Source organism: Oceanipulchritudo coccoides (genome assembly GCF_010500615.1).
Taxonomy (GTDB): domain Bacteria; phylum Verrucomicrobiota; class Verrucomicrobiia; order Opitutales; family Oceanipulchritudinaceae; genus Oceanipulchritudo; species Oceanipulchritudo coccoides.
In genome coordinates, this window is sequence record NZ_JAAGNX010000001.1 from 697,531 (window position 1) to 709,929 (window position 12,399).

At 54.4% G+C, this 12,399-nt stretch carries 11 protein-coding genes and 1 tRNA gene; 11 read left to right on the top strand and 1 reads right to left on the bottom strand.

Annotated features, from left to right (window positions below; all coding sequences use genetic code 11):
* The first annotated feature begins 109 nt into the window (after nt 1-109).
* The 3 genes from serS to ftsH are packed head-to-tail and all read left to right on the top strand — an operon-like array spanning nt 110 to nt 4,854.
* Complete coding sequence (gene serS / locus G0Q06_RS02775) at nt 110-1,384, top strand: serine--tRNA ligase (RefSeq protein WP_163962238.1); 1,275 nt, start codon at nt 110-112, stop codon at nt 1,382-1,384.
* Between the two features lie 4 nt (nt 1,385-1,388).
* Entirely contained in the window at nt 1,389-2,819 is a 1,431-nt protein-coding gene (tilS, locus tag G0Q06_RS02780; RefSeq protein WP_163962240.1) for a tRNA lysidine(34) synthetase TilS, read from the top strand.
* A 19-nt stretch (nt 2,820-2,838) separates the two neighbouring features.
* Nucleotides 2,839-4,854 (top strand): ATP-dependent zinc metalloprotease FtsH, encoded by a 2,016-nt coding sequence (ftsH, locus tag G0Q06_RS02785; protein ID WP_163962242.1) that lies wholly within the window; start codon nt 2,839-2,841, stop codon nt 4,852-4,854.
* Nucleotides 4,855-4,965: 111 nt separating this feature from the next.
* Here ftsH and G0Q06_RS02790 read toward each other — a convergent pair.
* Nucleotides 4,966-5,041, bottom strand: a tRNA-Thr gene (locus G0Q06_RS02790).
* A 189-nt stretch (nt 5,042-5,230) separates the two neighbouring features.
* On the opposite strand from G0Q06_RS02790, the gene G0Q06_RS02795 reads away from it, so the two are divergent.
* The 8 genes from G0Q06_RS02795 (at nt 5,231) to G0Q06_RS02830 (ending at nt 12,305) form a co-directional block, all read left to right on the top strand.
* Nucleotides 5,231-5,923, top strand: a complete 693-nt coding sequence (locus G0Q06_RS02795; RefSeq protein WP_163962243.1) for a 50S ribosomal protein L25 — start codon at nt 5,231-5,233, stop codon at nt 5,921-5,923.
* Nucleotides 5,924-5,949: 26 nt separating this feature from the next.
* Nucleotides 5,950-6,558, top strand: a complete 609-nt coding sequence (pth, locus tag G0Q06_RS02800) for an aminoacyl-tRNA hydrolase (protein ID WP_163962245.1) — start codon at nt 5,950-5,952, stop codon at nt 6,556-6,558.
* The gene (locus G0Q06_RS02805; RefSeq protein WP_163962247.1) at nt 6,533-6,829 is read left to right on the top strand and encodes a 30S ribosomal protein S6; all 297 of its coding nucleotides are present in this window, start codon (nt 6,533-6,535) and stop codon (nt 6,827-6,829) included. Before pth ends, G0Q06_RS02805 begins: the two co-directional genes overlap by 26 nt.
* A 16-nt stretch (nt 6,830-6,845) precedes the next feature.
* Nucleotides 6,846-7,274 carry a single-stranded DNA-binding protein gene (locus G0Q06_RS02810; RefSeq protein ID WP_163962250.1) on the top strand — a complete coding sequence of 143 codons (429 nt, stop codon included), beginning with the start codon at nt 6,846-6,848 and terminating at the stop codon, nt 7,272-7,274.
* A 52-nt stretch (nt 7,275-7,326) separates the two neighbouring features.
* Nucleotides 7,327-7,818 carry a 50S ribosomal protein L9 gene (gene rplI / locus G0Q06_RS02815; RefSeq protein WP_163962252.1) on the top strand — a complete coding sequence of 164 codons (492 nt, stop codon included), beginning with the start codon at nt 7,327-7,329 and terminating at the stop codon, nt 7,816-7,818.
* A 62-nt stretch (nt 7,819-7,880) separates the two neighbouring features.
* Complete coding sequence (dnaB, locus tag G0Q06_RS02820) at nt 7,881-9,296, top strand: replicative DNA helicase (RefSeq protein ID WP_163962255.1); 1,416 nt, start codon at nt 7,881-7,883, stop codon at nt 9,294-9,296.
* 4 nt (nt 9,297-9,300) lie between these two features.
* Nucleotides 9,301-11,646 carry an outer membrane protein assembly factor BamA gene (gene bamA / locus G0Q06_RS02825; RefSeq protein ID WP_163962257.1) on the top strand — a complete coding sequence of 782 codons (2,346 nt, stop codon included), beginning with the start codon at nt 9,301-9,303 and terminating at the stop codon, nt 11,644-11,646.
* Between the two features lie 74 nt (nt 11,647-11,720).
* Entirely contained in the window at nt 11,721-12,305 is a 585-nt protein-coding gene (locus G0Q06_RS02830; RefSeq protein ID WP_163962258.1) for an OmpH/Skp family outer membrane protein, read from the top strand.
* The last annotated feature ends 94 nt before the right edge of the window (nt 12,306-12,399 follow it).

Consider the following 12,399-nt stretch of genomic DNA (forward strand, 5'->3'; position numbering starts at 1 on the left):
CCGACTCCTTGCGCCGACTCCTTGGGCCCGACTCTTTGGCAACGCCTCATTGAGCTTTCCTCAAATTTTGCGCTTTCCAGCTCTGTGCGCATTTGCATCGTCATCGCCTATGTTGGATTTAAGATTTTTCCGTGAGAATCAGGAAACAATTCGTGCAGGTATTGCCCGGAAGAAGTTTTCCTGTGACCTCGATGTGGTCATGGAGCTGGATGAACGCCGGCGGACCATTATTCGTGATGCTGAGGAAAAGCGAGCAGCCCAGAAGGCGGCCAATGCCGAAATGGCCAAGCTCGACAAGGGGTCCGACGCCTTCAAGGCCAAGCTCGAGGAAATGCGCGGACTGGCCCAGCAGGTAAAGGCCTTGCAGTCCCAGCAGGCGGAAGTGGAGACCGAATGGGACGCAGCGTACCTCGCTGTTCCCAATATTCCGGATCCTTCCGTCCCCGATGGGGAATCCGAAGACGACAACGTCGTCTTTCATTCGCACGGCGATGTTGAGGCGGTGTCCCCGGATGCGGCGCCTCACTACGACATTTCATGGTTTTCGCACTATGTGGATCTTGAACGTGGTACCAAGATCACGGGTGCCGGGTGGCCGGTTTTCCGTGGCCAGATGGCCCGTCTGGTCCGCAGCTTGCTCGATTTCTTCCTAGAGGAAAATACCCGTGCGGGATTTGAGGAAATTCATCCGCCGCTGTGCGTGAATCCCGCCAGTGCCATGGCTACGGGTGCGCTCCCCGACAAGGAAGGGCAAATGTATCACGTCCTTGAGGATAACCTTTACCTGATCCCGACCGCGGAGGTTCCTGTGACCAACTTCTATCGCGATGAGGTTGTCTCAACCGATTCGCTCCCCTTGAAGGCCTGCGCTTATTCGCCCTGCTTCCGGCGTGAAGCCGGCAGCTACGGGAAGGATGTCCGCGGGCTCAACCGGGTCCATCAGTTCGACAAGGTTGAACTCGTCGAATGGGTCCATCCGGAGAAAGGCGCGGAAGCCCTTGAGGAATTGCGCGAACATATCCAGATGCTGGTCGAAAAACTCGGTTTGCCGTACCGGACGCTCCTGATGTGCTCCAAGGACATTGGCTTTCCGCATGCCAAACAATACGATGTCGAAGTATGGGCAGGCGGCCAGAAGCGTTGGCTGGAAGTTTCCAGTGCGAGCTGGTTTACCGATTTCCAGGCCCGGCGGGCCAATATCCGCTTCCGCGACGAAAACGGCAAACTACAGGTGGTTCATACTCTTAATGGTTCCGGGCTCGCCATTCCTCGCGTTCTTGCCGCCATTCTCGAAAATAACCTTCAAGCCGACGGTAGCGTTTTGCTTCCCGATGCGCTGGTCCCGCATTTCGGGAGTGACCGCCTGACGCCTCCCGGGGCGTAGGCTCATGACAGCTTGGAAAAGTCTCGCCGCGCGTTTTGCCGGCGAAATCGGGGATCTGCCACTCAGGCAGGAGGCCCTTGATTACCTCAAAGGCATTCCTTCGTCACAGACCGTTCTCGTTGGGTGTTCCGGTGGGGCCGATTCGATATTTCTGGTTCTTGCCCTGCTGGCCCGGCTTGAGGATGCCGGAAATCGCCTCCAGATCGTGCATTTCAATCATTCATTGCGGGGGGATGCTTCCGAAGAGGACGAGGCCTTCGTCTCTGCTTTCGCCCGGGAGATCGGGCTGCCTTTCCACTCCAGTCGTGCTGAATCACCAGTCCCTGTGGATGAACACAGCCTTCGTGCCCTGCGATACGCCTGGATGAGTGAGGTTTACAAGAAAGTTGGGGCAGGGGCCCTCTGTCTTGGGCATCATGCTGACGACCTGATCGAATCCCAACTCATGGCCCTTTTTAGCGGATCGGGACCGGCTGGCCTTGCTGCCCCCCTTCCGGTTAAGCATTTCAGCGGTAAGCAAGTCCGTTTGCGGCCACTGCTTGCCCTGCGCCGCCGGCAAATCGAAAAACTTCTCCGGACCGTTGAAGCGCCCTGGCGCGAGGATGAGAGCAACAGCGACACGGCTTACACCCGTAATTGGATCCGACATCAATTAGTACCCAGTTTGCGCACAGGATTCCCACAGGATATCTACGCTGCCAGCGCCCATACGCAGACCCGCATGAAGGAGTCGGTTGAGGCGCTTGATTACGTTTTAGATACTTTCTCGCTGAATTTCGATGATCCCCTACGGATTGACCTCGGACCCTTGGCGGAACAGCCACGGGCGCTGGTCAGGCGGGCAATCATGTCCTGGTGGATCCGTCATCATTCCGAGCGGCGGCTCGATACGGCCATTCTTGAAGGCCTGCTGCATGCATTTTGTGATGGCTGCCAAAAGGCCAGTTATTCAATCGGGGATCACCTTGTCCTCGCCATCAATTCCAACTGGCAACTGCATTTGCGACCGGAGCAACCCGAGCTCCCGCGCGACTGGTCAGGTGGAGCCAATTGGTCATGGTCGGCCGGGCCCCTTTTCCTGCCTGATGGAAGCTGGCTCAGCGCGGAGCGGGTCGATTGGCAAAATTCTCCGGTTCCAGCATATCAGCAAGCTGACCCGGCTAATGAGGCATACATCGCTGAATGGCCGTCCTGCATACATGTTCGACAATGGGAACCGGGTGACCGCTATCAGCCACTGGGCGCACCCGGACGACGCAAACTGCAGGATCTGTTCACCGATGCAAAACTCCGGCCTGAACAAAAACGGACTTTGCCAGTCTTACTAAATAGGCAAAATGAAATTCTATGGATCCCCGGCTTTCCACCCAGCGAGGAAGCTCGGATTCAGCCTCATGGCAATTCTGCTCTGAAGTTGACTTACCATAGGCAATGATCACTTTTCCCACTGTATCATGGCGGAATTACCAAATCAAAAGCGCAATAAGCCTCTCAATAATGGCGGCCAATTCCGGATGCTGAGCATCTGGCTTCTGGTCTTCTTTGTCATTTTCACCCTGCTGTATTTTGCAAATTCGGATCTTCAGAAGCCGGATGAATTGACCATCCGGGAAGTTCTTCAGGAAGCCCAGAAGGGCGAGGACAGCCGAATTATTTCCGGGGCAACGATCAAGTCAGCCCCTCAGGGAGGGACCAAGTGGCATGAAATTCGCGGATTGCTCAAGCAGTCGGGTGGGGAGGATATCGCCTTCATCGCTGAGGGACAACTCACGGATGATTCCCTGCAGGTTCTTCAAACCTCCGGCCTTTTCAAGGAAGAGCCGGCAAGCACGCTGATCGCGGATCTTTTGCTCACGCTTTTGCCGATCATCCTGATCGTGGTCATTCTTTATTTCCTCTTTGTTCGCCAGCTCCGGAGCGCCGGTCGTGGGGCGATGAATTTTGGAAAGAGTAAAGCCCGCATGCTTACCAGGGATCGTGAAAAGGTCACTTTTAAGGAAGTGGCGGGTTGCGATGAGGCAAAGGAGGAAGTCGCCGAAATTGTGACCTTCCTCAAAGATCCCAAGCGATTCCAGAAGATTGGTGGACGCATTCCCAAGGGAGCCCTCCTGATTGGGTCTCCCGGGACTGGTAAAACTCTCTTGGCCCGCGCCATTGCCGGAGAGGCGGATGTTCCCTTTTTCAGCATCAGCGGATCTGATTTTGTCGAAATGTTTGTCGGTGTCGGGGCAGCCCGTGTTCGCGATATGTTTGAGCAGGGCCGGAAAAACGCTCCCTGCATTATCTTTGTCGACGAAATTGATGCCGTTGGTCGGCAGCGTGGCGCCGGACTTGGCGGCGGAAATGACGAGCGCGAGCAGACCCTTAATTCGCTCCTCGTCGAAATGGACGGGTTTGATGGGCATGAAGGCGTCATTATTGTCGCTGCCACCAATCGTCCCGACGTGCTTGACAGTGCGCTTTTGCGGCCCGGACGGTTTGACCGCCAAATCATGATTGATCTTCCCGACCTGCATGGGCGTGAAGCAATTTTGAAGGTGCACGCCAAGAAGATCAAGCTGGGTGAAGAAGTGGACTTGCTCACCGTGGCACGTAATACGCCCGGTTTTTCCGGCGCTGATCTGGCCAACCTGCTTAATGAGAGCGCCTTGATCGCCGCCCGGTATAATAAAAAGGTGGTGGATCGCCACGATATTGAGGAAGCCCGCGACAAGATCGCTTTCGGGCGCGAGCGGCGGAAATTGATGGATGATGACGACAAGCGCATGACGGCTTTCCATGAAGCGGGACACGCCCTTGTCCAGGCGATCATAGATGACGGCCATTTGCCTCTGCACAAGGTCACTATCATCCCCCGGGGTCGTGCTCTCGGCCTGACCATGATGCTTCCCAAAAAGGACATTCTCGGGCAGTCACGAAAGAACCTCGTCAACCAGATCTGCTGTGCCATGGCTGGTCGTATCGGTGAGGAATTGGAGACAAATGACTACAGCAACGGTGCGGCTAACGACATCATGCAAGCTACGAAAATTGCACGCCACATGGTTTGCGATTGGGGAATGAGTGACTTGGGACCGGTCGCTTTTGGCGAAAACCAGGAACATGTCTTTCTCGGCAAGGAGATTAACCGGACTCAGAATTTCAGCGAGGCGACGGCCGAGAAGATTGATTCTGCAATCAGCGAGATCGTCAAAGCACAGTACGAGCGGGCCAAGGAGATTATTGAAAACCATCGGGATGCCTTGAAGAAGATCGCTGCAGCGCTCCTTGAACACGAAACGATCGAGGGCGTCCACGTACATGAGATTATCGAGCATGGGGAGATTCGTTCCCCGATCGAGACAATCCAGGACAAGGCTGGTAGCGGCGATGACGAGGAACCCGAGGAGGAACCAAAGGCCAAAAAGGCCGAGGACGATTCCAAGGATGATGGGGAACTGGCTGCGGACACGGCACCAGCACCGGCTTGAGGAGACAGGCGAGACGCCTGTCACACCCAGGATGGCCTTGTCCAACTCGAGAAGCCTGTCACACTCAGGATGGCTTGCCAGCCGAAGCCCCGACCCTGTCGGGGCGAAGGATGGAGCCACCCATCGGATTCGAACCGACGACCTGCTCATTACGAATGAGCTGCTCTACCAACTGAGCTAGGGTGGCCTTTGGTAAAAGGGCTGAAATCTGGAAAGTGCCCATTCTCTTGGCAAGCAGAAATTAAGCGCTTTTCAGACCTTTGTCCCCCAGGATTTAAAAATTCCCGAACTTTTGATTTGCGTTCATTGGGCGCATTCGTATCCGTCACTCCTTTTCCCTGATCGATAAATCGAGAACGAAGACAAGCTTTAGGCAATGAAACAAATTACTCTCACCACAAAACCACGCAACGACCTGGGTCGGACTGCGAGCAAGCACTTGCGACAGAATGGAACCATTCCGGCCGTTATCTACGGCGAATCCGGCTCCCGCAATCTGGCCCTGAACGCACATGAGTTCAAGATGGCTTACCGGAAGTTTTCGGGCAGCGCGGCTCTTCTTGAGCTGAAAGGCGAGGGCGAGGATGATGCGATTTACGCCATTATCCAGGAACTTCAGCGCAATCCGCGTAACGATTCTTTCGTGCACATTGACTTTAAGGAAATTGTCCGAGGTCAGGACATGGAAGTGGATATACCGGTCCATACAAAGGGGATCGCTGACGGTGTCCGCAATTACGGCGGTGTTCTCGAAGTCAGCGCCAACACGCTCCGCGTACGTTGTCGCCCTCGCAATCTGCCTGAATTTATCGAAATTGATGTGACGGCCCTGGAAATCGGCAAATCCATTCACTTGGAAGAAGTGACTGCCCCCGAAGGAGTCACCTTCCTTGACGACTCCGACCTGGTGGTTGTTGGTTGTGTTGGAGCTTCCGCTGGTGCCAGTGGCTTGACCGAGGAGGAAGAGGAAGCTGCTGCTGAAGAGGCTGCCGCTGCCGCTGCCGCTTCCGAAGGGGAAGAAACCTCTACAGACTCATCCGAGTCCGAATCTGACTCCGAAGAGAAGTAACCCTTCTTTTCACAATTGTTCTTTGCATGTCTACGGTGCGTGTCATCGCCGGACTGGGAAACCCCGGGACGCGATACGATGGGACACGCCACAATATAGGTTTTGCCGCGGTCGATTACCTCGCCGCTGCCCATTCCGCTTCATGGAAGCAGGAGAATCGCTTTTGTGCCCACGCCGCCTCCATCGTCATCGCTGGTAATCCGGTTCTGCTGCTCAAGCCGCAGACCTACATGAATGCCAGCGGAAAGGCTATTGGCAATGTATGCCGCTTCTACAAGTGGTTGCCAGCCTCTGTTTTGGTCGTTGTGGACGAGTTCCAATTGGAATTGGGCCGCACGAAGCTCTCCCTGGCCGGAAGCGCTGGGGGGCATAATGGTGTCGAGGATATCATCCAGCGGATGGGACCAGCATTTCCAAGGTTTCGCATTGGAATCGCCCCTCCCAATCCGACCCCGATGGGCATGACCGACTACGTTCTGGGTAAATTTTCACCCGATGAAACAAACACTCTCGCCAATTGCTGGGAACGAATTTTGTCTGAACTCAATTTAATTGTTCAGCAGGGTCCAGACCTCGCTATCAACACCATTAATCAACGCATTCAAAAGAATGAGCCAAATCAGCAGGAAATATAAATTAACCGTTATCCTCGACACCCGTGGATACGATGCACCCGTGGAATCCCTTCAGGAGAAGGTGACCACGATGCTCACAGAACTCGGTGGAGAAGTCTCGGCCATGGAAAACCTGGGTCGCCAGGAATTCATCCGTGTGACAGAAAAGGATCACACTGGAGATACGTACCTCCTTGTCGAAGCCTCGGGCCCTCCCAGCTTCCCGGGCGACCTGCAGGAGCGCATCCGCCTCGATAAGCAGATCAAGCGAATTTTGGTCCAGTCCGCCTAATTGGGAGGAGAAGCAAATGGCATCCTTCAATAAAGTCATTCTGATGGGCAACCTGACCCGTGACCCGGAAGTCCGGACCACGCCTTCAGGCCTCAAGATCGCTAAATTCGGCCTTGCCGTGAACCGGAAATACCGGACGCGGGACAATGAGCTGAAGGAGGAGACGACTTTTGTTGATATCGATGCCTTTGGTACCCAGGCGGAAACACTCGAGCGCTACTGCGAAAAGGGCTCCCCGCTGTTAGTCGAAGGTCGCCTTCGTCTTGATCAGTGGCAGACCAGCAATGGCGAAAACCGTTCCAAGCTCAGTGTTGTTCTGGAAAATTTCCAGCTCATGGGCGGGCGGTCTGCAGCACCTGAAAGCAAAAGCAGCGAGGCAACCGCTCCGAAGCCACAGCCTTCCAAGGACAATACGCTTAAAGGGGATGACGATATTCCTTTTTAATTACTGACATCCATTTAATCATACCAATCTTTACCAGAGGAGAAACAAACTCATGGCTAATTCAGAACTTCTATTACTTAAACAGGTTGATCACCTTGGCGACGAGGGCGATACCGTAAATGTCAAGACGGGTTATGCCCGCAATTACCTGCTCCCCCGCGGGATCGCGATTCCCGTGACCCGGGCCAACCGCAAGCAGATCGAATCCCTTAAGGACCGTGCCGAAAAGCGCCGCGCCTCCGAACTGGAAGCGGCCCAGGCCGTTGCTGCCAAACTTGAGCCGATCAACATCGCCTTCGCCGTGAAGACCGGCCCGGGCGGCAAGATGTTCGGTTCTGTGACCGCACAGGAGCTTGTCAGCCGGATCGCTGAGAATGGGGTCGAGCTCGAAAAGAAGCAGGTCAATCTTTACACACCGGTCAAGAGTCTTGGTAAGCACACAACCCGTATCCGCCTCCACCCGGAAGTGAGCGTGGACTTCGAATTTGAGGTGGTCTCCGAAAATCCGATTGAGGAAGACGGGGAAGAACCTGCTGAATCCTGAGTTCCTGACAGAGGGTCAAGTCGCAAGTATCGTGGAGGAAATCCTGACGCATCAGATCGGCCATGACTGACGAGCGCGGAAAGATTCCACCACATAGCCCGGAGGCCGAGGAAGGCCTGCTTGGGGCCTGCCTGATCGATCCCGGGCAGGATGTCATTTCTGCCTGCATGGAAGCGGGTCTGCGTGCCGAGTCGTTTTTTGTGCCGACCAACAAGGTCATCTTCCAAGTGATGATGGACTTGTACTCGGCCAATAGTGCGGTCGATGAGGTGACCACTCTGGACGCCCTTTCCAGCCGGACAATCGGCAGCATTGATTGGCTCAAGAACAAGCAGTCAATTTCCGATCCCAAAACCCCTCTTTTAAAATTGATTGGCGGAGCCAGCCAGCTCACGCGCCTGAGCAGCCGCATCGAGTCCTTTGCCAACGCCAGCCACTGGAGGGAGATTGTCCGGAAAAAATGGCTTTTGAGACGCCTGATCCTGACCACATCGAACATTGCGGAAGAGGCCTACGCCAACCAGGATCAGCTGGATCATTTTCTCGGTGATGCCGAAGCACGTATTTTTTCCATCCAGGAGGACGGCTCAGCCGATACCACCCAGAAATTTGACAGTGCGATTGGGGATGCGCAAAACCTGATCCAGAACATCTTGCTGGGCCAGCAGGATTCCGGAGTCATGACCGGCTATAAGGACATCGACAAGATGACCTTTGGGCTGCACAACGGCCAGATGGTGGTTTTGGCGGCAAGGCCATCCATGGGAAAAACCTCCCTCGGAATGAATATAGCCGAAAATGCGGCAAAACCGAAGAAGGGAGAGGCCCGCGGAATTCTTGTTTTCAGCCTTGAAATGCCCGCTGAGCAACTCGCCATGCGGATGCTTTGTGGCCGGGCCCGGGTCAACATGCGTCGCGTTCGCGACCGTATGATCAGCCCGGAACAACAGAGGATGCTCCATACCACTGCCAAGGAGCTTAATGACGCTCCAATCTGGATCGATGATTCGAGCAGTCTCAACATCCTGCAGATGCGCGCCAAGGCACGGCGTGTCAAGAAGCAGAATGACGTCTCCCTTATCGTTGTGGATTATCTTCAACTGATCAGCGGGACCGATCCCCGGGTTCCCCGCGAGCAGCAAATCTCTGAGATCAGTCGCGGAATCAAGGCCATGGCCAAGGAGCTCAAAGTTCCGGTTCTGGTCCTGAGCCAGCTCAACCGCGCCTCCGAAAAGGAGAATCGGCAGCCGCGGATCTCGGATTTGCGCGAATCCGGCTCGATCGAACAGGACGCGGATGTGGTTTTCCTTCTTGCCGCAAAGCAAAACTCGGAAGATAACCCTACCGTTCCGCAAGCCGCCCGTGATCGGGACCTCATTATTGCCAAACAGCGGAATGGGCCAACCGGCATTGTATCCATGACCTTCATCCCCGAATTTACTCGCTTCGAAGACTACACCCAACAGCCTGATGCTTGATTTTATGAAAGGCCTTTTCCAGATCCTGACTTTTTTTGTCCTGTTTGCTGTGACCTCAGCAACGGGATTAAATGCCCAAGCAAACGACCCGATCGTTTCCGATATCGAAATCGAGTTTGTCGATATCCGCAACGTCAGCGATGAGGCCATTCTGGCGCGCCTTCAGGTCCGTGAGGGAATGCCATTCAACCAGAATCTGGTCGATCGTTCTGTCAGGAGCCTTTATAATACCCGGTTGTTCGATTTTATCGAGGCTCGAACGGAGGACATGGCCGGTGGTCAGGTGCGTGTCATCTTCACGGTCCAGGCGCGTTACAAGATTGGAAAGATTGCCATCGAAGGAAACGACCGCCTGAAAACCCGTCGCCTGCGGCGTGAGGTGAACAGCCGGGTGGGGCAGAGCCTTGATGAAAGGCGAATCCGGCGCGATGCGGACAAGATCCTGACTTTCTACCGCGAAAAGGGCTACACTGAGGCCCGTGTAGACTATTCCATCGATCGGAATCCAACGAACGGGCAGGGTGTGGTGACATTTCTCATCAACGAGGGACAAAAACTCAAGATTGACGAAGTTACCTATGTCGGGAACACCGCTTTCTCCGCCCGTGCCTTGAAAAAACAGATGGAGACCCGCAAGCGCTGGTTCCTCTCCTGGCTGACGGGTTCCGGCCGCTTCGATGAGGCGAAATTCCAGGAAGATCTGGAGCGGCTTCGCACGCTTTACCTGAATGCTGGCTATCTGGATGTCAGTATTCCTGAATCAAATGTGACCCTTGATTACCCGAGCGCGGGAGAGATTGATATTACAATCCGGATTGACGAAGGTCGCCAGTATCGGGTCGGAGATATCAGATTTGAGGGGAACACTGTCTTTCCGACGCCGCTCCTCTATGCTTCGCTGGGTCTTCTTCCAGGGGATGTGTTCTCGCCTGAGGATCTGGATAAGGATGTGGAACGCATTTCCAATATCTACGGGGCAGTCGGCTATCTTGAAACCTCCGTTCGCCCGGAGCGCCGGGCCAACATTGGAACGGGTGCCATCGATCTCATCTATAATGTGCGCGAAAGTGACAAGTTTGAGGTCGAGTCGATCCTTATCGAAGGTAACACGAAAACCAAAAGCATTGTCGTCATCCGTGAGCTGGCCCTCTCACCGGGGCGCGTATTCAACATGGTCTACATGAAGAATAGTGAGGCTATTCTCAGGAATACCCGTTTCTTCGATGAGGTGCAGCTTTCCCCCGAATCGACCAATATCCCCGGCAAGAAGAACCTCAAGGTTCGCCTCAAGGAAGGCCGGACAGGGAACTTCCAGTTCGGGGCAGGATTCAGCTCCCTGGAAAGTGCGGTTGTTTTCTTCGAAATTTCCCAGTCCAATTTCGACCTTTTTAAATTCCGATCCCCCTTCATGCAGGGCGATGGGCAGAAGTTCCGTTTCAAGGGGTCTGTCGGTTCCTCCTCAAACGAGGTTGTCCTTGCCTTTGAAGAACCCTGGCTCTTTGAGCGCCGCCTCGCATTCGGATTTGAGCTTTTTCGCCGTGAGACAGACTTCAACAGCTCCACTTACAACGAGCTGCGCACAGGGGTGGAACTTTACCTCCGCAAGCGTCTCTTTGGCTTGATCAATGGCCAGGTCGCGTACCGGTATGAAATTGTCGACCTTCAGGACGTTACCGCTGTCGCCCCTGAATTGATCCGGACAGAGGCTGAAAGCAGTCCCCGCTCCATCTCCAAAGTCACATTTACCCTGTGGAGGGACACGCGTAATGATCTGATCTTCACAACGCGGGGAAGCCGGATTTCACTGGCCACAACCTTTGCCGGGGTCGGTGGCGACACAGAATATATCAAGGTAGAGGGGCGCAGTGCATTCTTCCTCCCGACCTTTGAGTTTGGTGATCAGGTCCTTTCCATTTTGGGCCGGGTTGGATCACTCTGGGAATATAGTGATCAGGCTGTCCCTTTCTTCGACCGTTTTTACCTTGGTGGCCCGGATTCTGTTCGCGGCTTTGACTATCGGGAAGTCGGGCCAGTTGACAGCCGCGAGCCAGTCGGGGGCAACTCCTATGGTTTTGGGAGCCTTGAATACTCCATCAAGGTGGCGGATCCACTCCGTTTGGCTATCTTTTACGATTGGGGCTTCGTCAATGTGGATGACTTCGATTTCAGTCCCTCCACCTATAATGACAATTGGGGGATCGGAATTCGCCTCCTCGTGCTCGGCAATCCGCTCCGGCTGGATTTCGGTATCCCGATCACCACAACCCAGATTCTCGATGAAAACGGCAATGTCATTTCGGACAATGACGATGGCAGCCAATTCCATTTCTCCTTCGGAACCCGTTTTTAATTTGAACAAAGACCGGTTTACCGGGGTCTGTTCATCATTGACCTTTAACGCAAATCCAACACAAGATCGAACCAATGACACATGTTAAGAAATACCTCCTGCCTGTCTTCCTGATGGGCGCCCTCGTTTTTAATCTGGCTTCTGCTGAGATGACGGTTGTGACCGTCAGTATGCAAAAGCTCTTCGACGGGTATTATAAATCCGGCGAGGCCAACCAGCGTCTGGAAAGCATCCGGGAGCAGGCCGTGGCAGAAGCACAGGACAAGGAAAAGGAACTGCAGGAAATGGCTGAGCAAATCCGCTCCATGCAGGAAGAGCTTCAGAATCCAGTCCTTTCCGAAGACTCCAAGGCTGAAAAGCAGGGTGAGCTCCAGGCACTCGCCGAGCAGGGCCGTGCCAAGCAGGCTGAATTCCAGCAGTGGCAGCAGCAGACCATGGGCAATCTCAACCAGCGCAGCCAGGAAATCCGGAACACGCTGATTGAAGAGATCGTCAAAATCGTCAACGACATTGCCCTCAAGGATCACAGCGCTGACCTCGTTTTCGACACTTCCGACATCCTCGGAAGCGGCGTTCCAACCGTCCTTTATGCGGACTCGGATCTCGACATCACCGATGAAGTGATGATCAAGCTCAACGCTGACGCACCGAATAACTAAGCAGTTTTATACCCTTTATCATCAGCCCCGATCGCCATGTTGTGCGGTCGGGGCTTTTTGTTGCATAAAAACATTTGAATCCTTTCTCCCGAGC